Origin of the sequence: Microbacterium zouquanmingi (genome assembly GCF_052266695.1) — a bacterium.
GTDB lineage: Bacteria > Actinomycetota > Actinomycetes > Actinomycetales > Microbacteriaceae > Microbacterium.
Genome location: NZ_JBQPQZ010000001.1, coordinates 669419 through 691002, shown reverse-complemented (window position 1 = coordinate 691002; position 21584 = coordinate 669419). Strand labels below are relative to the sequence as shown.

Genomic DNA, 21584 nt, shown 5'->3' with positions numbered 1-21584 from the left:
TCTTCCTCGGGCGGACAGGGCTCGTCGGCGAGCTGAGGCCGATCGTATCAGTCGCACTGATAGCGGAGATAGCTGAATTCGGATTCCCTGATAGTCCCAGCTCGGCGCAGAGTAGGACCACGACGAGCCCCATCTCAGAAGGAATCAACGATGATTAAACTGCTTTCCCACCTCTCCTACGTGGCGATCACCACGCCTGATGTCGAGGCCTCGGTCAAGTTCTACGAGGAGCAGGTCGGCCTCACTGTCGTGGACCGCATCGGCGGCGCCGTCTACCTGCGCTGCTGGGGTGACTACTACGCCTACAGCGTCGTCGTGGTGCCCGGCGACGAGCCCGCTCTCGAAACCATGGCGTGGCGCACGACCAGCGCCGAGGCGCTCGAAGAGGCCGCCAAGCGCATCGAGGCCGCGGGGGTCCAGGGCGAATGGATCGACGACCTGCCACTGATCGGCCGGGCGTACCGCTTCACCGGGCCTTACGGACACCACATGACCCTGCACTGGGACGTCACCCGTCACCAGGCACAGGGCGACACGGCATCCATCTATCCCGACCGTCCGGAGAAGCGCTCGAAGGTCGCCGGCGCACCGCGCCAACTCGACCACGTCACCATCGCGGCGAGCGACGTCGACGGCTTCGTCAAGTGGTACGTCGATGTGCTCGGCTTCCGGTTCATGGCACGCACGGTTCTGGACGAGGCACCTATCTCGGTGTTCTCTGTGCTCACCACGAACGAGAAGTCACACGACCTCGGTATCGTCCTTGACAGCTCCAGCGTCGCCGGGCGCATCAATCACTACGCGTTCTGGGTCGACACCCGCGAGGAGCTGCTCATCGCGGCAGATACGCTCATGGAAAACGGCACCCCGATGGAATACGGACCGAACATCCACGGCATTGGAGAGCAGACGTTCTTGTACTATCGCGAGCCGTCGACGATGCGTATCGAAGTGAACACCGGCGGCTACCGCAACTACGTTCCAGACTGGGAAGCCCAGACTTGGCGCCCGTCGCAAGGATCGAGCAACTTCTATCGCAACGGCTCCATGCCGATGTCGATGACAGAGTCGTTCCCGCCGGCTGACGGACCGTCCGCGACCGAAGAGGGCGTGCCCGATGAGATCAAGGACCTGCTGCTGAACCCGTACACCCAGCACGGCTAAGGGTGAGTGCAAAGGGGGTGGTGATACCGCCCCCTTTCCCGCCATCCCGCAGATTGAGAAACGAAACTGGAGAACGATCGATGACGACCACGACAGCACCCTTCGCGCTGGCCCGCTACCGGGACGGCGATTCTGCGCGTCTCGGGCTGGTGGCGGGAGATCGCATCCGTCCGCTGGACGATGAAGAGCTCGGCGCAGCCGGGCTGAACGCATTCCTCGCAGCCCCCGACTGGGATCGCCTCGGCGCACTCGCCGAAAGCGCCGACGGTGCCTGGCTTCCGCTGGACGAGGTCGTCCTGACCGCGCCGGTCGAGCCGCGCCAGGTGCTGCAGACCGGTGCGAACTACCGTCAGCACGTGATCGAGCTGGTCGCCGCCGGGGTGTCGAAGAACAGCGGTCGCACAATCGAAGAAGCCCGTGAGTTCGCAGCGAACCTGATGGACGATCGGGCTGTGAACGGTGAGCCCTACTTCTTCATCGGTATGCCCGCGTGCGTCGTCGGCGACGACGTACCGCTCGTGCTGCCGTCCTACAGCGAGGTGCACGACTGGGAGCTGGAGCTGGCCGTAGTGATCGGTCGGGAGGCGTTCCGGGTGACTCGCGAGGATGCCCTCGAGCACGTGGCCGGCTACACCATGGTCAACGACGTCACCACGCGCGACCTCGTATTCCGCGAGGACATGAAAGACATCGGCACCGACTGGTACCGCGGCAAGAATGCCCCCGGCTTCCTGCCCACTGGCCCCTTCTTGGTGCCGGCCGAGTTCGTGGACGCTGGCAATGCGGCGGTGCGACTCGAGCTGAATGGAGAGGTGATGCAGGACGCCTCCACCACCGACCTGCTCTTCGACATCCCCGCACTGATCTCGGCGGCCTCGCAGACCATGCCCTTGCTGCCCGGTGATCTGCTGCTGACCGGAAGCCCCGCGGGTAATGGTCAGCACTGGAAGAGATTCCTGCGCGACGGTGACGTCATGACCGGGACGATCGGAAGCCTCGGCACCCAGGTCATCCGCTGCGTCGCGGAGGAGGCGTCATGACCCTTCGACAGGCTCAGGGACCGGGTCGACAGGCTCAGGGACCGGATGCTGCAACAGAAAAGCCGAGCGAGAACCCCGCTGACCTTGACCGCCAGAACCCCGAGGCAGAGATCGCACTCCGTGCCGAGGCGTTCCGCAACTGGGGCCGCTGGGGCGAGGACGACGCCCTCGGCACGCTGAACTTCATCGATCCGGCCAAGCGCGTGCAGGCCGCGAGCCTGGTCCGCGACGGCCGGGCGATCTCGCTCTCGCAGCCCTTCGACACCGACGGTCCACAGAAGGGCTGGCGCCGACGCACCAACCCGGTGCACACGATGACCGACACCGGCACCGATGCCGAACGCGGCATTCAGGGCTTCCCGCACGGGATCGGCGGCGCGGATGACGTGATCGCCATGCCGCTGCAGTGCTCGACTCAGTGGGACGGTCTCGGACACATCTTCGATCACGGGAACGCCTGGAACGGTCGGCGCGCCGGTGACGTCGTCACAAGTGAGGGCGACCTCGTCACAGGCATCGAGCATGCGGCATCCGTCGTCGTCTCCCGCGGCGTGCTGCTCGACGTCGGCCGGCATCTGCGCCCCGAGACGGGTGAGCTCGACGACGGCCACGCGATCACTGTCGCCGACCTCGAGGCGACCGCCGCAGCGCAGGGCGACTCCGCCCGCATCGGCCGCGGCGACATCGTGCTCGTCCGCACCGGTCAGTACGCGCGCACCCGCCGCGACGGTTGGGGCGACTATGCAGGGGGACCCGCACCCGGCCTCTCCTTCACCACCGCGGGTTGGCTGCACCGTACGGAGATCGCCGCGATCGCGACCGACACCTGGGGCTTCGAGGTGCGCCCGAACGAGTTCGACGCAGCCGCCTTCCAGCCGCTGCACCAGGTCGTGATCCCGAACATGGGTCTCACGATCGGCGAGATGTGGAACCTCGACGAGCTCGCGGCGGCCTGCGCAGAGCTCGGCCGCTGGGAATTCCTGCTCTCCGCCCCGCCTCTGCCCATCACGGGTGCGGTCGGCTCTCCGATCAATCCCATCGCCCTTCTCTAACTTTCCGATGCACTACACCAGAACAGAGAGGTTCTGACATGACCGCAGTATCCAAGGTTGCGATCGCCGGCAGCGGCGTCGCGGGACTCGCCGCAGCGATCCAGCTGGCGAAGGTGGGCGTCGAGGTCGACGTCTTCGAAGCCCTGCCCGAATTGACCGGCCTCGGTTCGGGCATCTCTCTGCAGGGGAACGCACTGCGGTGCTTCGATGCGATTGGCGCCTGGGATGACATTCGCGATGCCGGCTACGCGTTCGAGGGACTGAACCTTCGAGCTCCCGGACCTGACGCACCGATCGTCGCATCGCTTCCCGACGTCAAGACCGGTGGCCCCGACTACCCGGCCGCGATGGGGATGCCGCGTGCCGAACTGGCGCGCATTCTGCTCGACCACGCGCAGGCGGCGGGCGTGAACATCGTCTTCGACGCGAAGGTCACGGCAATCGACGCGAGCGCATCGGACTCCGTCGAGGTGTTCGTCGATGGCGGATCCGCCGGAGCATATGAGCTGCTGATCGGCGCCGACGGTCTGCACTCGACCGTCCGCGGACTCATCGGGATCGAGACCAAGCCCGAGCAGAACGGCATGGGCATCTGGCGCACTTTCGTGTCACGTCCGCCCGAGGTCGAGCGCAGCGAGCTGTACTACGGCGGGCCGGTGTACATCGCCGGCTACACGCCCACCGGCGAGGACTCGATGTATGCGTTCCTGGTCGAGAAGGCGCAGGACCGATTCGGTCACTCCGACGAGGAGGCCACACGCATCATGCTCGAGGAGTCTCGGGCCTATGCAGGCCCGTGGGACTCCATTCGCGCCGACCTGGAGAGGGGCGCGCACGCGAACTACACGTGGTTCACGCGGCACATCGTCGACGCACCGTGGAACCGCGGACGCGTCGTGATCATCGGCGATGCCGCACATTCCTGCCCTCCCACAATCGCGCAGGGCGCCGCGCAAGGGCTCGAGGATGCCGTCGTTCTGGCCGAGCTGCTGGTCGCGGCAGATGCCGTCGACGAGACGCTGTGGGAAGAGTTCCACCGCCGCAGACTCCCCAGGGCGACCGCTGTTGTCGAGGCGTCTTCGCAGCTCGCGCAGTGGCAGATCAACGGCGATCGCGACGCCGACGCAGGCGGCTTGATCTTCGGGATCGCGAAGCAGATGGCGCAGCCGGCATGACCGTCGAGAACGAGCGGACCGCAGACGCCCGCGTGACGGATGTGCACGCCCATGTCCTGTTGCCGTCGATCCAGGCGGCGGTGGAGGCTCGAGTACCAGAGCTGGTCGCCGAGGCCGCAGTGCTGGATCTGAAGCGCAACGGCGCGGAGAGTGCGGCTGTGTCCGGCCCCATGGTCGGCGCCCGCATCCCGAAACTCACCTCGGTCGCCGAGAGGCTCGCCGTGATGGACCAGCAGGGTGTTCAGGTGCAGTGGGTGAGCGCGTCGCCGAACCACTTCTATCCCTGGGCGCCGGAGGGCCTCGCGGTCTGGACAGCGAACGAGGCGAACAGGCTCATCGCCGAGCACGTGGCCGAGGCTCCCGACCGACTCGTCGGGCTCGGGCTCGTTCCACTGCAGCATCCGGAGCGGATGGTGGAGTGTCTCGATGACGCCGTGCTCGGGCGGGGACTGGTCGGCGTGGAGATCTCCTCGTTCGCCGGCGATGTCGAGCTTTCAGACGAGCGGCTCGAGCCGTTCTGGGCGCGTGCTGCCGAACTCGGTTGCGTGATCTTCCTGCACCCGTTCGGCTGCAGCCTGGACGAACGTCTCGACCGCTTCTACCTGGCCAACACGGTCGGGCAGCCGACTGAGAACGCGGTGGCGCTCTCGCACTTCATCTTCGCGGGTGTGCTCGACCGGCATCCGAACCTGAAGATCGTTGCCGCGCACGGTGGAGGCTACCTGCCATTCGCGATCGGCCGCTCCGACCACGCCTGGGCCGTGCGGCCCGATGCGCAGCGCTGCGCCGAGGCGCCATCGACCTATCTGAAGAAGATCTGGTTCGACACGGTCGTGCACAGTCCCACGTCTCTGCGGCACCTGATCGACGTCGCCGGCGCCGACCGGGTGGTTCTCGGCAGCGACTTCCCGTTCGACATGGGGCTCGACGACCCGGTGGCTTTCGTGCAGGACGCAGGGCTTTCTGCCGAGGTCGTCCAGCGCATCTTGGCCGGAAACGCCGCCGATCTGCTGACGGGGAAGGTGCAGGCATGAGGATCGCCCGCTGGGAGAGCGGAGAGGGCGTCGGCGAGGGTTTCATCATTGCAGGCAACGTGGTGCCGTTCCCCGACGGCCTCACTGTCACCGACGTGCTGCGGCGCGGTCTCGCCGAGACGCACGCTCTTTACGAGCGGGTCGAGGGTGCTGGCGAACCGCTGGCGAACGTGCGCCTGCTCGCTCCGGTCGTGCCCGCCTCGGTGCGGGACTTCGTCGCGTTCGAGGAACACGTCGAAGGAGTGAGCGCCGGGGTTGAGGGCAAGAGTGACGTCGCCGCGGAGTGGTACGACGCACCCACGTTCTACTTCACGAACCCGCACACCATCTCGGGGCCTGGCGACGTGCTGCGTCCGCCGGTCACCGAGAAGCTCGACTTCGAACTCGAACTCGCGCTCGTGATTGGTGCCGATGCGGAAGTGGGGGAGTCGAACCTCGACGCGCAGTCCGCGGCATCCGTCATTTTCGGCTACACGATCATGAACGACTGGTCGGCTCGCGACCTGCAGGCCCGCGAGATGAAGGTGCGTCTGGGGCCGGCGAAGGGCAAGGACTTCGGCACGACGCTGGGCCCCTGGATCGTCACCGCCGACGAGGTGGCGGAGTACCTCGATGACGACGGTTTCCTGGCGCTCCGCGCTGAGGTGTACGTCAACGGCGAGCTGATCGGCGAGGACATGCTCTCGAACGCGGGGTGGCCATTCCCAGAGTTCGTCGCCTACGCCTCGCGCAACTCACGTGTGGTGCCCGGCGACGTGCTCGGCTCAGGGACAGTCGGCAATGGCGGATGCCTCGGCGAGCTCTGGGGTCGCAACCAGGCTCTCACGCCACCCCCGCTGCGCGAGGGCGACGAGGTGCGGATGGTCATCGAGGGCATCGGCGAACTCGTCAACACGGTCGGGGAGCAGGTGCCGGCACCGCCGCTCCCGTCTGCCCGGCCGCGACCAAGGAGTCGCCGTCGCTGAGCGACACGATTCGTTCCTCCTGGTCAGACCGGTTATGATGAATGAGCGCATCCGTGGCTTCGAGCCAGATGCCTGGAGACGTCGCATAGTGGCCTAGTGCACCACCCTGCTAAGGTGGAGTCCTCTCTAAGGGGACCGAGGGTTCAAATCCCTCCGTCTCCGCAGTAAATCCCTGTTCAGAAGCCTATTTTTTGGCTCGAAGATTTCGTGGGCGCCCGAATCTCATTCGGATTTTCAGTCCAAGTGTCCCGTGAGTGTCCCGAAGCTTTGGCGAACAGTTCCGCGCGTACGAGCCGACCTGAGGATTCGCGTTCGCTGTACGCGCGATGGTGTGGCGCGTCGTGCCGCTTTGTTGTACTTTGGGGAAAGTGCAACAGTTACGTGATCGCCAAAGGAAGAGATGTTGACCCCAAACGATGCGCTTGATGCGATTGCCCACGGCGCGACGGCCGATGAGGTCGAGCATCAGCGACTCGACTTCAAGGCCCAAGGGCGTTCTCGGACAGACACGATGGACGACCTCGCGGAAGCTGCCGCGTGCTTCGCGAACGCTTCGGGCGGCACGTTAGTAGTGGGAGTGGCTGACAAGACGCGCGGCCCGGACGCCTTCGTAGGGACTGATCTGGAACCGGGGATTGTTCGGCGGCGAATCTTCGAGAAGACGCAACCGAACCTTGACGTTGTCGTCAGAACGCTGACGTACTCGGGTAAACCACTCCTTGCCATCGATGTGCAGGAGGGGCTCGACGTCTATGTCGCAAACGGCAAAGCGCCCAAGCGGAGATTCGAGACCTCATGCCTGCCGCTGAGCGGCATCGACTTGATGCGGCTCAGCGACGAGCGGCGAGGAACCGATTGGAGTGCGGCGCCGAGCGCAAGTTCGACGGACGATATTGACCCGACCGCGTTACTGCATCTCCGAACACTGCTCGGCAGGTCACGGAACGCCCCTGCGGAAAGCCCGACGGCTTCAACGGCCGGTCTGCTGAGCATGCTGAATCTTGCGGACGCGAACGGCGCGCTGACGCGCGCTGGGGAGCTCTTGTTGTGTTCGCCGTCAGCGACTCACGCCCACGAGGTGCTGGTTTACCAGTATCGGGAAACGCCGGGAGGGGAGGTTCGGTCCGGCCGCCGGTGGCAGGCGCCACTGTTGACCGCAATCAACGAAGTGCTTGCGATGATCGACGCCCGTGTCGGCACGATCCCGCTTAATCTGTCGAACGGTCAGCAGATTCAGATCGAGGACTATCCACTGGTTGCAATCCGGGAGGCGCTCGCCAATGCACTGACGCACGGAGACCTCCGTGAGCGGCGGCCAGTGACGGTCGAACATTCCCCTCAGAGCCTGACCATCGTCTCGCCCGGACCTCTCGTCGCGGGCATCACGCCGGAGAATATCCTCACGCATCCTCCGCGGCCACGGTTTCCCTCGCTCGCCGCGGCGATGCGAGCTGTGGGCTTAGCTGAGCAGTACGGGCTCGGGGTCGATCGCATGTTCAAAGAGATGATCCGCAGCGGCCGTGCCGTACCGGTGCTCACCGTCTCCAAGGGGGACAGTCAGGAGACGACTGTTCGGTTCGTTGGTGGCCCGCCGAACTCGCGGGTTGTCAAGTTCGTCGCTTCACTTCCCAGCATCGAGCAGGATGACACCGACGCGCTTCTGATCGTCTCAACACTCGTGAGTCGCCGGGTCGTCAACGCCGAACAACTCGCGCCCATTGTTCAGCGTGACCCTGACGCGGCACAGGCAACGCTGCTCCGGCTCTCCCAGGGGGTAGCTCAGGTCATCGAGCCCACGCAGCGCAGTTCAGCGCGTCGTTACCCCGACTACCGACTTAGCGCGGCGTCTGTCGCCGCGCTCGGTCCGGCTCTCGCGTACCAGTCGAAGCCCAAGGGTGATGTCGATCGCAAGGTGATCGCACACGTTCGTGACTACGGTTCGATAAACAACGACGCCGTGAAGCGCATGTTCGATGTCGATGTCTATGCGGCGCGCGACATCTTGAAAGACCTGGTTCAAAGGGGAGTGCTTGCCAGGACTTCGGAGCAGACCAGAGGCACTGCGGTCAGGTACGGAGGGGGGCGAAAGTTCCCCGCGAAGGCCCGCGCGACGAACGTCGCGCGGGCGACGGACGAGGGGACGCCGCTGTTTGACTTCGACCCGACTGCTGAATGACGTTCGTAGCGAAGGATTCTTGATCAGAGGCCGATCTCGCGGCCCGAAGTCGGGTGCGCCTGGATATCGCTCGGATTTTCAGTCCAGGTGTCGTGTGAGCGTCCCGCGGCTTTGGCGAGCCTCTCGGCGTTCGCGAGTCGGTTGACGAAATCGCGACGCTGCCCTTCACCGAGCACGTGGGCGTAAACCTTGAGTACGGTGCGTGCATCGTCGCCCAGATACTCGGCCACCTCGTGGATGGGTGTCCCCAGTCGTAGCCAGGTGGATGCCGCGTAGTGGCGGAGCGCGTGCCGCCGAAACCCGAGGGGGAACTTTCTGATCACGCTGGCTTTGAACTGGCCGCCGAGCTTGTTTGTGAACAGGTAGTCGTCGGGATGCTTGCCCGCCGCGTGGGTACGGAAGATCTCGATCCCGCGGGGCGACAGGGGAACCGGTCGCCTGCCTCGCCACGACTTGGTGCTCTTCTCCTCGTAGCCGTCGGAGTGGGAACGCTCGACGTTGAGTTGCGGAAGGGGAACCTCGCTGAGCCAGCTCACGCGCATCGCACGCACTTCGCCCCACCGCAGTCCGGTGAGTGACATGAACTCGAAGATGTCGGCGATGTCCGCGCGCCGCTGACGAAGCTCGCGCAGGACGTTGTCGATTCGGGCAGCTGTCGGTATCTCGCCAGGATTGATAGAGCGTAGCGCCGTCTCGCTCAACTCCGGGATCGCTCGCATGCTCCGGACGGGGTGCGGCTGATGGAGCAGGCCGTGCTCGTCAGCGTAGGTGAACAGCGCGCTCAAGGTTGTCCTGGCTCGCGCGACTGTGGAGGGTGCCTTTCCCGACGCGAGTTCCGCGGTCAGATGCTCCCGGATGTCACTCGCCTGCACGGTCGACAACGGCCGGATGAGCAACGAGTTCGGCAGCGCCGCAAGATTGTTGTTGTCAGTGTCATTCGTGTGCGGATTACCGCTCTTGCGCGACTGCTGAAACCGCGTCACCAACTCGGCCAGCGTAAAGGTCTTCTTCGGAGGGAGCGGGCGACCGGTGGTGATCAGACGGAGTTGTTCGCGCTCCCAGGCCAGGGCATCGTTCTTGCGGTCGAAGCTTCTCGATGCAACCAACTGCCCGCCGACCTTGATTCGGGCGATGTAGCGCCTCTGGCCTGCCTTGGTGGTCCGAACTTCGACGCTCATGGCGTCACGCCGGCGAGTCGCTCGACGTCGATGCGTCGGTAGATGCGCTTGTGCTCGGTGATGTGGATCGCAGGCACGGGCGCTTCGTCATGCATGGCGAGCGTGCGCAGTGTGGTGCGGTGGATGCCGAGGAGGAATGCTGCTTCCTCTTCGGAGTAGAAGAGCGGAGTCAGCTGATGCGTGTCGGCCGGGGGGAGTGTGGTGACGTCATCCATCTGCCTGGCGGCCGACGCTGTACGTCATCCCGTCCAGGCGCCCCTGCGCTCGCGCCTTCTTGATCCAATCCGATGCCGTGCGGTGCGGGATGTCCAGCTCGACCTGCAACGCCCGCACCGGCGGGTTACCGGAGAGCGCGGCGGCGCCGTAGACAATCTCGACGACCTCCATGCGATCGTCCTTCGTCCCGCGCTTGACGGCGGCGGCGGCCATCCACGGCGGGATGATCCGGCCCTCGGTGGAGGTGAGATCCGCGATCGAGGTCCACCCCGCGTCTGGGTCATCCGCGAGTCGGACGGCGATGCAGTGCGGGATCGCGGCCTGCAGGATCGCCACGGATGCCGTGCGCCGCAGCGCCTGCTGATCGAAGTCGTCCCGCGTCGCCCGGTTGATGATCGTCGTCACGATGTAGCGACCCTCGTCGGTGCTATACCGAGCTTCGATCGTCGTCTCCACACCCGTCTCCTCATCCGTAGTGGATGCGACGAATGCGGGAGCAATGCGCAGCGCGGACCCGACGGGCTCTGTGGCGGAGCGCCACGTCATGGGCTTGCCATCGAGATTCTTCACGTCGACCTTCACCTCCTCAGTTTGCCTTACCGCGCTGCTGTTTCGCAGAAGCTCTTGACTAAGTGTATGGCTTAGTCATCTACTTGTGTCAATAGGCAGTTCAGATTCGCAAATCACGGATTGGCGCTGGGCGGGAGGTCCGCAATGACCGAGGTGACGGTGTACTCGACCGGGCCGGCATGCCAGAGATGCCGGCTCACGTGTCGTCGGCTCGATGAGCTCGGCATCCGATACGACCTCATCGAGATCCACGAAGAACACAACGCGGCCCTGCGCGCGTATCTCGTCGACGAACTCGGCTACACGGAAGCGCCGGTCGTGGTCGTCGGCGACGAGCGTGAGAACACGTGGGCGGGGTTACGGCCGGATCGCATTGATGAACTGGCGGCCCGTCTGGGACTCGTCGGCAGGTGAAAGGTGGCGTCACGCCCGCCGGCGACGAGATCGTAGCGGCCTGCGTGGCGCTCCGTTCCGCGCTTTCGCGGCATATCCTCCCTCGCTCACGCTCGGTCCGGTATTCCACGACGCGGCACTACGCACCACCCCGACCGCTTCACATGCGCAGCTATCCGGCGGATGGCACCGACCGCGGATGACTCACAGACCGAGGCCGTCGCGCGACGGGCCAGATGGCGTGAGCGTCGGGGCGGCGAGATCTTCACGCTCAGTGCGGTTGAGGCCTGCGCGCAGGCTGGCGAGCTCCGCAGACAATCGCTCCTGCTGAAGCCGCGCCACTTCCGACCCGACCGGGACGGGCAGCTCGGGCACAACGCCACGCAACGCCATCTCATGCAACTCGACAAGCGACTCAGCGATCGGCACAGGTATCGTCCGGAACGTTTTCGCGTACTCGGTGATGCGGCGGAGCTCGCTGAGCCACTGCGCAGACTCGAGAGACGACATCGGCTCAGTTTGCGCGGTGCGCAGTGCCGTCAGTGCATTGGAGTCACCCCGGTTCGTGTCGAAGCTCCACGAACCGTCACGGCCGACCACAGAGATCCGGTGGACGTTTGCGTCCTGCTCGGCCGCAGGCACCACCTCGGACAACGCCGACACCGAGCGCTCGTGGGCGGCGGCAGTGATGAACCGACCCGGGCGGCCACTGCGCAGCTGCTGTAGATAGTGCGACGTCTCCGCCAGCGCGCTCTCGTCCGGGCGAACGGCTACAGCCACGAGGCGCACGTGGTACCCGACATCCGCGAACCGTTTCGCGACACTGAGCGTCGTGTCTGCAGCCAGGAATGGGCCCTCGAGCAGAATCGAGAATCGTTGCTCGCGGGCATGCAACATCGCAGCCTGCAGCCAACTCGCGGTCGTCGCCAGGATCTGTCTTCCCGCGTCTGACGAGTCCGGCGCCTGGTGAGATGCAGGATGGAACGCGCTGACGATATCGGACGTAAGCGGCGCGAGGTGCTCCGCATGCTGCTGCCGGATCAAGCGGATCGCACGCCCGGGAGCAGCACCGTGCTGCCCCGCAAGCAGAACCAGCGTCGGCTCGGTCTGGGGAACCGATCGGAAGAACAACGACGGGAGCACGCACTCGTCCAAGATCTCGCGCTCGTTGCTCGGGGAATTGCGGTAGTCCGCCTCAGTCGATGCGTTGCGGCGTTGACCGATCCGAGCTGAGAGCTCATCGATCGCGTACAGCGATGCTCCGTCGACATCCCATAGCGAGTTGAGAACGTCGCTCGCCTCAGCCGTAGCTTCCGAGGCGTTCGCGTCGCCAGTCAAGGACGCAATCGCATCAGTCGCTCGATCACGGGCGATCCGGTATGCAACCGCATCGCTTGTGCGCCAGGATGAAGGCGTGCTCGACATTCGGACTCCTTGTGCTGAGCCTAGCAAGCGGGACACGTCCCGCCCGCGGTCTGATCTTGCGCACATACACCGTCGCATGGACAGGCGTTCGCGTCATGTCGGTGCGAAACGCTAGCGTGTGCCATCGGAGTAAATGCAAATGCATAGGGCAATCAGTGGACAGGAGAAGGGACTTGGCACAGATGACCCCGGCACTGCCCGCGTTGCCTGTCGCCAGGCGCACATAATGGGAGGTGTCCGTTGACGCTGGTCGCTGAGGAGCTCATCGTGAAATCGCGACATCGCGTAAAGGCCTACGGCGAGGTGTTCACCCCGCGCTACATGGTCGACCAGATGCTCGACCTCGTCGCCGAGGACCTCGAATGGGCCCGATGGCGAGCGGATCCACCCCGGTGTGCTCATCGGTGCGGTTCTGGATGTTGGGCGCGAACTCGGGGTCGAACGCGACCCGGGCAAGCGCTGCGATCTCCCGTGGCGACAGCCACGCACGGACGTTGATCTTCGCATTCGCCAGGGCATCGGCGAGCGTGCGCGTCTCGATCAGCGCCAGCGCCTGAGCGCCGGCCTGCCCACCGCCGAGGGCCTTCACCTGCGCGTTCAGCGTGATGAGGTCGAGGGTGAAGGTGAGGTAATTGCGGTGCGCGACCGCGAACCGCTCGGACCCGTTCATGACGTGCTCATAGTTCGCCGCGATCGGGGACGTGCGGTCAAGCTCCCGATGCTCGGTGATGGTGTCGTAATGCTCCCGGGCGCTACGGATCGTCGTCGGGAGGGTTCGTTCCTGCAATGTGATCCGCTTCACCCCGGGACGTTGGGTGAATGACGCCAGCACGCGGGACCACTGCTGGGCAAGATCGAGCCGTTCGGGGGCGTCGTGCATCAGGAACCCCTGGACTTCAAGCTCCGCGGTGACCGACACGGTGCGGTTCCGCGGGTCGTACACGCACGCGATCCCGTCGACCTCCCACAGCTGCACCGATGCCCGCACACCGGGAAGGTTGAGGGTGCCCACGACCTGGACGTGCTCGGGGCGGAACACCTGCTTCGTCGCCCCGGCAGCATGCCGGGTCTGCTTCATCGCCCAAAGGCCCGCCATCTTCGGCGCCGACAGTCCGTGGATGGTGATCACGGCGGTGATGCCGAGGGTGAGGTAGAGGGGCGCTGCGTAGAGGAGCCCGACGGGGCCGAATCGGTTGGTGAAGATCAGCACGATGATCGCGGCGGCGGCGATGCATCCGAGCTGCCACTCATCCATGCCGAGGACGATCCCCTGCCGGGACCGGCCCGGAAGCCGAACGGGACGCTCACCACTCGACGCGGCGGTCATGACGACTTCCTTCCAGGAGTAACAGGTGCAGGGGGTGCGGGCGACGTCGGACGCGACGGCGTTGGGGCGGTCGCACTCGACGTCGGCTTCGCGGCAGGGCTGGTGTTCCGGCCTCGAGCGGGAGCGGCGGCACCGGCCGGGCCGTGCGTGCTGCGCCTGCCCGGTTTCGCGGCCGCGGCCGCGACGCCTCGGGAGGCTCCGGAGGCCGGGATGCCGGCCGGCATCCCCGCCAGGCGTGACGGCATCCGCCCGACGGATCGTGCCGCGCTGCTGGCCATGCGGCCTGCGGTGTGGCCGATGCCGGATCCGATGCTGTCGGTGGCGGAGGCGCCGACGAAGGTGAACAGGCTGAACACGGCCAGCGGGGCGAACGCGGCGAGCACCAGACCCACCAGCAGCGGCCAGGACTGTGGATCCCAGATGCTGTCGACATCCGCGAGCCCGTTGACAATCAGAGCGACGAAGCCGTTCGTCAATGGCCCCGCCAGCAGCAGCGCGACGACGGCGGAGACGTACCGAACCACCCACTGTGGGCCGACGCCGCGCACAGGGAACAGCATCCATGCCACCGGGCCGACGGCGATCAACGCTGCGAGGGCGATGTTCCGGAACGCGAAGACCAGCATCAGCAGCAGCATCGACAGCAGCAGGAGCCCGTGGATGAGGAACGCGAAGAAGTAGTTCGCCTGCCCACCCGCCCACATCACCTTCTGCAGATCCTGGAACAACGTGATCGGACCGTCGCGATTCATCACATACCAGGTCAGATCATCGATCGCGTTGAGAAGATGACCGGTGCCCCAGAGGGTGAGAGGAACGGCAGGGACGGCGATGAACGTGCGCACGATCGCCCCAATGAGCTCGTCGCGGTTGCCGGAGACGATGGCGGCGGCGATTGCCCAGACCATCGCACCGAACAGGACGGCGAGGACGGCCCACTGCCAGAACGACCATTCACCGACCGCCGCGCTCCACAGCACCGTACTCGTGTCGAACCGCATGTTCGCTGCCACCAGTAGCATGACAGCGGTGGTGGCCATCGCCATGCCGCGTCCGGCGTTCTCGAAAGTCACGCAGACGACATCGCCGACGCTGCAGCCATACTCGACGACGAGTGCCTTGCCGCCCATTGCCTCGATTGCGGGAACGTGCGCTTCATACGTGGTGCACACGGTGACCCTGGCACCGTCCATCAGCACCCCTCGGAGACACTGCTGAGGCTTGACATCGCTCCCCTTCGTCGGGGTGCATGAGACTTGGCCCGAAGTGTGGTTGCACAGCACGGGGTAGGCGGGGGATGACCAGGACTGTCCGGTGACAGTCATCAATGGGCCCGCTGCCACGGCGGCGGTGCTCGTCTGTTGCGGGGCGGATGCGTGAGCGGGGATGGACACGCACAGGGCGACAAGGAGCCCGACAAGGACTCCGGCGATGGCTGTGCGCGACCCGAACATCAGAACCCGAAGTCGAAGTTGACGAACCAGGCGAACAGACCGTTGGCGGCACCGAGGACGGCGGCGGCGATGAAGATCCATAGGATGTTCTCGCCCGCCCACGTGCGCACTCGATCCGAGGCGAGGCCACGGAAGCTCAGCGCGGCGCCGGCGACGACCAGCATGATGAAGACCACGATCATCGCCCCGGCGAGGACGTAGGAGGCGATGACTTGGAGGCCCTGGAAGAACGGGGCCGAGAAATCCGGGTTGATGTCGGGGACGTCGACGTCGAATGGAAGGTTCACGATGCTCTCTCTTTCGGTCTCACTTCTTCGGTCTCACTTCAGAGGCAGGCCGAGTGCGGCCATGAACGGCTCCGGATCGATCGCGATCCCGTCGCGCTGGACTTCGTAATGCAGATGGCAGCCAAAGGACCTGCCCGTGTTCCCTTCAGCGCCGACAGCGGTGCCAGCCGTGACGACATCGCCGACAGAGACCCGCAACGACCCCCAATGCATGTGTCCGTACAGCGTGACAAGCCCGTCGCCATGGTCGACACGGACGGTGTTCCCCCACCCGTAGAACTCGCCGGCAGTGATCACCGTTCCGGGGCCGGCGGCGTAGATACTGCTGCCACAGCCCTGAGCCATGTCATACCCCGCATGGTCGGTGGAGCAGTATGAGCACCCATCTACGGGGTTGTAGCCGAAACCGCGACCCTTGGAATACCCGCCCGCGAGCGGGTATCCCCAATCGCCGTTGGCTACGGGAAGCGGGTCTCTGCCGGCGGCCGCCGCGGGTGTTGCCAGGGAGGTGCCGGCGAGGGCCATGGGGATGATCGCGAGTGGGGCGAGAGCTACGAGGATGAGGATCGTCACGCCGGCGAGCAACATGATCCCTATCCGACGCGCGGTCCTCGAGCGGGCGAGGGCCGTGACGACGAATGTGGGGACACCCATCAGGGCTCCATGGGCTCCGGGAAGTAGCGGACGACCTTGCAATCGCCAGGCTGCTGCGACGAATCAGAGGTCGGAACGGAACCCGCACCGCACAACACCTGGACGCTGACGCGCACCATCTCCACATAACTGCTCTCGGTGCCATCCCCCGATGTGCGCGTGAAGGTCAGCGTCACATCCGCCGTGCCGATCCGCATGTCGCCGCTCGGGTCCTCGGGCACATCGACGTAGTCGATGTCACCCGTGACGGATGCCGTCACCCGGCCGTCCTCCTGAGCAAGCGAGTCCCACTCGGATTCGGGAAGAACAACCGACTGGCGGAGCTCAAGCTGCGCCGATTCCATCTCTTCGAGCTGATCGGTCTCAGAGGTGTAGCGAGTGTCCGGGGTGAACCAGGTATCGAGGTATGTGAGCCACTCGTCACGCTCGCCGAGCTGCGTATCGAAGGCGGATGCCGCTTCCAGCGCGCGATGGATGTACCGGTCGGGATCCGTCGTGATCGGCTCGGGCACCCACCCCTGATCCGCCGCGTTCGGGTTGACGACATCGCCATCCGTCACGGGCGGTGTGGTCGGCGGCGGGGATGTCGGCGTGGATGTTGGGGGAGTCGTCGGGGCGACGTCCGGCTGATTGAGTGCGGCGTTGACGAAGATCGCAATGAGACCGGCAAGCAAGATCGCTCCACCGATCAGGGCCCACATCAGACCCCGTTGGTTCTTGCGCTCGCTGGCCACGATGGTCAGCCCTCCCGAAGCTTTAGGATGGCGGCGCGGCCGGCGGTGCACTGAACCGGCGAAAGCCGCAGTGACGAACTGGACGCTACTCCCATTCGGTTACGCATGTCTGTAGGCCATTTGGGGGACAAGTTGCATTCGTGACCCCCGAAACGGGAAGAGTTCGACTGCGTCGGTCTGAACATGATGTGAACGGTACACGCATCCACTTCCAAAGTAAACGGGTAATCCATTCGGTTCTAACTGGATTCTTCTGGCGCACGGCCGCATGATGGATCCATGCCCAAATATGCGCGGCCGGTCGACGGCGAAGGAGCCGAAGGCCCGCTGGCCATCCTGGGAAACATGGTCAAGGCCGGGATCATCCGACAGGTGCGCAAGACGCCCAACGTCGGACGCAAGACGATCGCCGACGCGCTCGAAGTGGCGCCATCGACGATCGTTCCGTACCTCGGCGAGCTCGAGGCGGCCGGGCTACTGATCGCGGACCCGCCGAAGGCAAAGCGCAAGCGCGGGGAATGGGTCGTCTACCGCGTCAACGACGAGATGGTGACGGAGCTGTACCTGAGGCTAGGGCAGGAGATCGGGGAGATTTAACTGCTCCGGATGCCACGTCTCCATGCAGCAGCCACCTGCCTCGTGTCTTGACCTGGCGACTGCCTTCACGATTGGTTCACGGTCACGGTGCCTAGCCTCAGCCGGGCACGGCCGAGCTTTTCGACGGACGGCGGAGCCTGGTACGCCCAGTTCTCAAATCCGTGTGGGGCGCCAGGCACGACATCCAGCACTATCGGCACGCCGGCTTCGTCCAACAGGCGTGCGTACCGCTGACACTCTGGCTGGAACAGGTCGATGTCTCGACGCGCAGGTCATCGTCGGCGCACCGCAGCACGCAGGTGACGGCGTCATTGCCTTCGGGTGAACGCACGCGGATCCACGAACCTTCGACCATGGCGAGGACCCCCGGATACGGACTGAACGACCTCACCACCCGCTCGACATCGACCCGCTGCATGAGCAGGGGTTCGATGGCGGGCGTGACTCCGCGAGGCGGTGTGGCTCGCGCGGCAGGTGAAGCCGCCTTCTCGACGACCGTGAGCCCGCTGCTGATGACCCGTGCAGCCAGAGTCCCCAGCGCGTCACCCGCCCGGTGACGCAGATCGTGTCCGGTGTCGGAGACATCGACCGCGAACACCGCGGTGCCCAGCACTTCTCCCTGATCGATCAGCTCTGTCATGCGATGCACGGTGGCCTCGATCGTGTCGGGTCCGGCGGCTCGTCGCCACCCCAGCGGATCCGAGCCCGACCACGAAGGCAAAGAACCCGGATGCAGGTTGAGAGTTCCGTGCCTCGGTGACGTGAAGACGCGAGCGGGTATGCGTCGCGCCCACCCGCAGCACACGAGCACGTCGCACACCGTTAGAGGCGTGAGATTGCACACCACGTAAGGGCGGTCAGCGGTATCGCGGGGAATGGTCGAAGATGAGGCTGGTGTTGGTGGCAGCCACCTCCTCGCGCACGCTAAGGGTGTCGGACACGAGCGCTCGCAGCTCGGCGGCGTCACGGACTGCGACGTGAAGAAGGAAGTCTCGGTCCCCGGCGACGAAATACACATGTCGTGTTGCGGGGAACTTCTCGAGGTAGGCCTGGAACCGTCTCAGATTTCCGCGCGCGTGCGCGTGCAGGCGGATCGAGATGAGTGCTTCTAGGTTTAGGCCGATCGCATTGGGGTCAATTTCGGCGTGGAAGCCTGTGATTACCCGGGATGCCACAAGCGCGCGGACCCGCTTGTGGCAGGTTGATTCGGCGATACCGCAACGGGCTGCGAGCTCGCTGTTGGACATCCGCCCGTTCCGCTCGAGCTGCTCGATAATGGCGAGGTCGATCTCGTCGAGGAGCGTGGCCGAAGGATCTTGCTCCGGCATAGGCAGAACTCCGTCCGTCGTGAAGATTCTTTCTCAAACCGCGGTCTGTTAGCGCAATTCTATCTGATAGATCCTATCGCCTCGCGCATTCTGCATACTGTTGCCAGCACGGTTTCGAGTGTCGGAGAGGAGACAAAATGGCGGGGTCGATCGTGATCGGTGCAGGTATGGTCGGGCTGGCGACGGCATGGCACTTACAGGAACAGGGCGTGGAGGTCACGGTCATCGATCGCACCGGTGTCGCTGCGGGGTCATCTTGGGGAAACGCCGGCTACCTCACCCCTGGTAAGACGATTCCGCTGGCAGATCCGAGTTTATGGACGTACGGGCCGAGGGCTCTGATGGATCCGAATGCTGCGTTGCACGTCCCGTTCCGAGTCGATCCCGGCCTGTGGTCGTTCCTGGCTCAGTTCGCCGCGCGCGGCACGATGCGTGCGTGGCACCGCGCCATGGCGGCGTTGACCCCGATCGACAACATCGCGCTCGGAGCCTTCGACGAGCTCACTCACCGCGGCGTCGATTCGTGGACGCGTGAGGGGCCGTACGTGATCGGCTTTACGGCCGAGGCACACGCGGCTGCCTTCGTCGATGAGGCGGCTCGCGTCGCCAGTCACGGACAGGTCGTCCCTGTCACGCGGATAGACGATCCACGCTCGATGGTGCGTCAGCTCTCCGACGCGGTGAAAGTGGCTTACCGCCTTGACGGGCAGCGTTTCCTCGAGCCTGGTCCGTTCGTGCAGGCGCTCGGTGACGCCGTCGTCGCGCGCGGCGCAACGCTTCGCACTGGCGACACAGTCACCGGTGTGTCATCCCATGGCGTTCCCACCGTCATACTCAACTCTAGCGAGCGACTCTCGGCCGATTCTGTCGTGATCGCTACAGGAGCCTGGCTGCCGCACCTGGCGCGCACGCTCGGCGTGAAGGTCCGTGTGCAGGCCGGTCGCGGATACTCCTTTAGCGTCGATACCGAACAACCCATCGATTATCCGGTCTACTTTCCTTCTCAGCGCATCGCTTGCACCCCATACCAGGGCCGGTTTCGCATCGCTGGGACGATGGAGTTTCGCCGACCCGACGAACCGCTTCAGGCGCGGCGCGTCCAATCGATCGTCAACGAGGCCCGCACCCTGTTTACCGGCATGGATCTCGACGAACGCCATGACGAGTGGGTCGGATCACGCCCCGTTACCCCGGACGGGCTGCCGTTGATCGGGGCCACGCGCGCTGAAGGCGTCTACGTCGCGGGTGGACACGGCATGTGGGGCATCGTACTAGGCCCTGCCACGGGCAAGCTGCTCGCGAAGCAGATCGTGACTGGCGAGATCGACCCGATCCTCGAACCCTTCAACCCGCTTCGGTGATCGGCGGGAGGGTGGCGGACGAAACGAGGGTGGTGATGCGCGAAGCCATCATCGATACTTCCGCGATCATTGCTAATGTGCGACATCTGATGCAGATCGCCGGCACCGCCGAGTTCATCGCCGTCGTCAAAGCCGATGGATACGGGCATGGTGCGCTGCGTGCCGCCCGCGCGGCTGTCGCGGGCGGAGCGACTCGCATCGGCACCGCCGATCTCGGCGAGGCCCTCGCCCTCGCCGGGCACGGCCTGGAGGTTCCGTTGCTGGCCTGGCTCCACCCGCCGGGCCGATCATTCGAGGATGCCGCTGCGGCCAGCATCGAGATCGGTATCAGCTCTCATCAGCAGATGGAGGCGTCGGCCTCCGCCGCAACCGGCAGACGCCCCACCGGCATCCATCTCAAGCTCGAGACCGGGCTCGGGCGAGGAGGCGCCGCGCCAGCCGAGTGGCCCGCCCTGTTCGCGCGCGCGAAGCAACTCGAGAATACCGGCCTCGTTCGCGTGCTCGGGTTATTCAGCCACCTGTCGGGAACATCCCCGGACGACGATCTCGAACAAGTGCGCGTGTTTCAGCAGGGCATTGACCTAGCACATCTCGCAGGGCTGGACCCGCCGCTGCTGCACATCGCAGCGACGGCGGCGACGATCTCGCTCCCGGAGGCGCGCTTCAATGCGGTGCGCGTCGGCCTCGGCATTTACGGCCTCTCGCCATTCGCCGGGACACCATCCGTCGAGCTCGACCTCTACCCCGCGATGACTCTTCGCGCACCGGTCTCCGCGGTCCGGCGGGTGCCGGCCGGGCAGGGCGTCTCGTATGGTTACGACTACCGCACGACTCGGGCGACTACCCTCGCCCTCGTGCCGCTCGGCTATGCCGACGGGATCTTCCGGCATGCCTCGGGGCGGGTGCCGGTGCTCGTCGGCGGACGCCGGTACCGGGTTGCCGGGCGCATCGCTATGGATCAGTTCGTCATCGACGTCGGAGACGACCCGGTGGATGTAGGTGACCCGGTCACGATCTTCGGCGACCCTGCCTCCGGTGCGCCGTCCGTTGCCGAATGGGCGGATGCCGCTGGCACCATCAACTACGAGATCGTGACGCGGGTCGGCGCGCGAGTGTGTCGACGTGCTGTGTGAGGTGCGCTCGCGAGAGTATCTCGCGCAGATCATCACCCCGCGTTGTACAGGGTGCGATCCCGGCGGGATATGCTCAGAGCCCGTGGGGGAAGCATGCCTCGGTGAACACGCTCGATGCACCGAATCGTGACGAGGGAGCGTGCTTCTTGGCGAGGTCAGTGATTCGAATCCCCAGAGGAGCCCACGCCTCCGTACATCGGCGAGCTACGGACATATCGGTGCGAGCGCCCACAGCCCGCTATCGAGCTGCTCGCCGCAGGGCACCCGATTCAGGACACGTAGGTAAGCAGCGACTGACCGTGAAACCGTGATCGCACCGTC

Annotated in this window: 22 protein-coding genes and 1 tRNA gene; 12 read left to right on the top strand and 11 right to left on the bottom strand. The window is 65.2% G+C overall.

Annotated elements, in window-relative coordinates; all coding sequences use genetic code 11:
- Positions 1-150 precede the first annotated feature (150 nt).
- The 8 genes from ACTU6U_RS03195 (at position 151) to ACTU6U_RS03160 (ending at position 8606) form a co-directional block, all read left to right on the top strand.
- Positions 151-1164, top strand: coding sequence for a VOC family protein (locus ACTU6U_RS03195; RefSeq protein WP_443467701.1), 1014 nt, complete (start codon positions 151-153; stop codon positions 1162-1164).
- 80 nt (positions 1165-1244) lie between these two features.
- Positions 1245-2204 carry a fumarylacetoacetate hydrolase family protein gene (locus ACTU6U_RS03190; protein ID WP_443467700.1) on the top strand — a complete coding sequence of 320 codons (960 nt, stop codon included), beginning with the start codon at positions 1245-1247 and terminating at the stop codon, positions 2202-2204.
- Positions 2201-3256 (top strand): cyclase family protein, encoded by a 1056-nt coding sequence (locus tag ACTU6U_RS03185; RefSeq protein WP_443467699.1) that lies wholly within the window; start codon positions 2201-2203, stop codon positions 3254-3256. Before ACTU6U_RS03190 ends, ACTU6U_RS03185 begins: the two co-directional genes overlap by 4 nt.
- A gap of 38 nt (positions 3257-3294) precedes the next feature.
- Positions 3295-4431 (top strand): FAD-dependent monooxygenase, encoded by a 1137-nt coding sequence (locus ACTU6U_RS03180; RefSeq protein ID WP_443467698.1) that lies wholly within the window; start codon positions 3295-3297, stop codon positions 4429-4431.
- Positions 4428-5465, top strand: coding sequence for an amidohydrolase family protein (locus ACTU6U_RS03175; protein WP_443467697.1), 1038 nt, complete (start codon positions 4428-4430; stop codon positions 5463-5465). The genes ACTU6U_RS03180 and ACTU6U_RS03175 overlap by 4 nt, the downstream gene beginning before the upstream one ends.
- Positions 5462-6430, top strand: coding sequence for a fumarylacetoacetate hydrolase family protein (locus ACTU6U_RS03170; protein WP_443467696.1), 969 nt, complete (start codon positions 5462-5464; stop codon positions 6428-6430). The genes ACTU6U_RS03175 and ACTU6U_RS03170 overlap by 4 nt, the downstream gene beginning before the upstream one ends.
- A gap of 74 nt (positions 6431-6504) precedes the next feature.
- Positions 6505-6592 (top strand) — tRNA-Ser (locus tag ACTU6U_RS03165).
- 238 nt (positions 6593-6830) lie between these two features.
- A complete protein-coding gene (locus ACTU6U_RS03160; RefSeq protein ID WP_443467695.1) occupies positions 6831-8606 on the top strand; it encodes an RNA/DNA-binding domain-containing protein in 1776 nt (591 codons plus the stop codon).
- Between the two features lie 23 nt (positions 8607-8629).
- On the opposite strand, the gene ACTU6U_RS03155 is transcribed toward ACTU6U_RS03160, so the two are convergent.
- Genes ACTU6U_RS03155 through ACTU6U_RS03145 form a run of 3 tightly spaced genes read right to left on the bottom strand, consistent with a single transcriptional unit; the run spans position 8630 to position 10582 of the window.
- Positions 8630-9784 (bottom strand): tyrosine-type recombinase/integrase, encoded by a 1155-nt coding sequence (locus ACTU6U_RS03155; RefSeq protein ID WP_443467694.1) that lies wholly within the window; start codon positions 9782-9784, stop codon positions 8630-8632.
- Positions 9781-9999 carry a MerR family transcriptional regulator gene (locus ACTU6U_RS03150; RefSeq protein ID WP_443467693.1) on the bottom strand — a complete coding sequence of 73 codons (219 nt, stop codon included), beginning with the start codon at positions 9997-9999 and terminating at the stop codon, positions 9781-9783. Before ACTU6U_RS03150 ends, ACTU6U_RS03155 begins: the two co-directional genes overlap by 4 nt.
- Positions 9992-10582 carry a hypothetical protein gene (locus ACTU6U_RS03145; protein WP_443467692.1) on the bottom strand — a complete coding sequence of 197 codons (591 nt, stop codon included), beginning with the start codon at positions 10580-10582 and terminating at the stop codon, positions 9992-9994. Before ACTU6U_RS03145 ends, ACTU6U_RS03150 begins: the two co-directional genes overlap by 8 nt.
- Before the next feature lie 132 nt (positions 10583-10714).
- Between ACTU6U_RS03145 and ACTU6U_RS03140 the strand changes: the two genes are divergently transcribed.
- A complete protein-coding gene (locus ACTU6U_RS03140) occupies positions 10715-10984 on the top strand; it encodes a glutaredoxin family protein (RefSeq protein ID WP_443467691.1) in 270 nt (89 codons plus the stop codon).
- A gap of 183 nt (positions 10985-11167) precedes the next feature.
- Here the strand turns inward: ACTU6U_RS03140 and ACTU6U_RS03135 are convergent, their stop codons facing one another.
- The 6 genes from ACTU6U_RS03135 to ACTU6U_RS03110 all read right to left on the bottom strand — a co-directional run bounded on the left by ACTU6U_RS03135 (position 11168) and on the right by ACTU6U_RS03110 (position 16844).
- Positions 11168-12388 (bottom strand): zeta toxin family protein, encoded by a 1221-nt coding sequence (locus ACTU6U_RS03135; RefSeq protein ID WP_443467690.1) that lies wholly within the window; start codon positions 12386-12388, stop codon positions 11168-11170.
- A gap of 307 nt (positions 12389-12695) precedes the next feature.
- Positions 12696-13715, bottom strand: a complete 1020-nt coding sequence (locus tag ACTU6U_RS03130) for an SCO6880 family protein (protein WP_443467689.1) — start codon at positions 13713-13715, stop codon at positions 12696-12698.
- On the bottom strand, positions 13712-14908 hold the full coding sequence (locus ACTU6U_RS03125) for a hypothetical protein (protein WP_443467688.1): 1197 nt from the start codon (positions 14906-14908) through the stop codon (positions 13712-13714). Before ACTU6U_RS03125 ends, ACTU6U_RS03130 begins: the two co-directional genes overlap by 4 nt.
- A 260-nt stretch (positions 14909-15168) precedes the next feature.
- The gene (locus ACTU6U_RS03120; RefSeq protein WP_337458532.1) at positions 15169-15456 is read right to left on the bottom strand and encodes a hypothetical protein; all 288 of its coding nucleotides are present in this window, start codon (positions 15454-15456) and stop codon (positions 15169-15171) included.
- A gap of 33 nt (positions 15457-15489) precedes the next feature.
- The gene (locus ACTU6U_RS03115) at positions 15490-16110 is read right to left on the bottom strand and encodes a M23 family metallopeptidase (RefSeq protein ID WP_443467687.1); all 621 of its coding nucleotides are present in this window, start codon (positions 16108-16110) and stop codon (positions 15490-15492) included.
- Positions 16110-16844, bottom strand: coding sequence for a hypothetical protein (locus ACTU6U_RS03110; protein WP_443467686.1), 735 nt, complete (start codon positions 16842-16844; stop codon positions 16110-16112). Before ACTU6U_RS03110 ends, ACTU6U_RS03115 begins: the two co-directional genes overlap by 1 nt.
- 279 nt (positions 16845-17123) lie before the next feature.
- On the opposite strand from ACTU6U_RS03110, the gene ACTU6U_RS03105 reads away from it, so the two are divergent.
- Positions 17124-17441, top strand: coding sequence for a hypothetical protein (locus tag ACTU6U_RS03105; protein ID WP_443467685.1), 318 nt, complete (start codon positions 17124-17126; stop codon positions 17439-17441).
- A 190-nt stretch (positions 17442-17631) separates the two neighbouring features.
- On the opposite strand, the gene ACTU6U_RS03100 is transcribed toward ACTU6U_RS03105, so the two are convergent.
- Together ACTU6U_RS03100 and ACTU6U_RS03095 are read right to left on the bottom strand one after the other, a co-directional pair.
- Positions 17632-18246: a formyltransferase family protein gene (locus ACTU6U_RS03100; protein WP_443467908.1), complete on the bottom strand. Its 615-nt coding sequence runs from the start codon at positions 18244-18246 to the stop codon at positions 17632-17634.
- A 52-nt stretch (positions 18247-18298) separates the two neighbouring features.
- Positions 18299-18769: an Lrp/AsnC family transcriptional regulator gene (locus ACTU6U_RS03095; protein ID WP_443467684.1), complete on the bottom strand. Its 471-nt coding sequence runs from the start codon at positions 18767-18769 to the stop codon at positions 18299-18301.
- 137 nt (positions 18770-18906) lie between these two features.
- On the opposite strand from ACTU6U_RS03095, the gene ACTU6U_RS03090 reads away from it, so the two are divergent.
- Together ACTU6U_RS03090 and alr are read left to right on the top strand one after the other, a co-directional pair.
- Entirely contained in the window at positions 18907-20130 is a 1224-nt protein-coding gene (locus ACTU6U_RS03090) for an NAD(P)/FAD-dependent oxidoreductase (protein ID WP_443467683.1), read from the top strand.
- Positions 20131-20165: 35 nt separating this feature from the next.
- Positions 20166-21263 carry an alanine racemase gene (gene alr, locus ACTU6U_RS03085; RefSeq protein ID WP_443467682.1) on the top strand — a complete coding sequence of 366 codons (1098 nt, stop codon included), beginning with the start codon at positions 20166-20168 and terminating at the stop codon, positions 21261-21263.
- Positions 21264-21584: the final 321 nt, after the last annotated feature.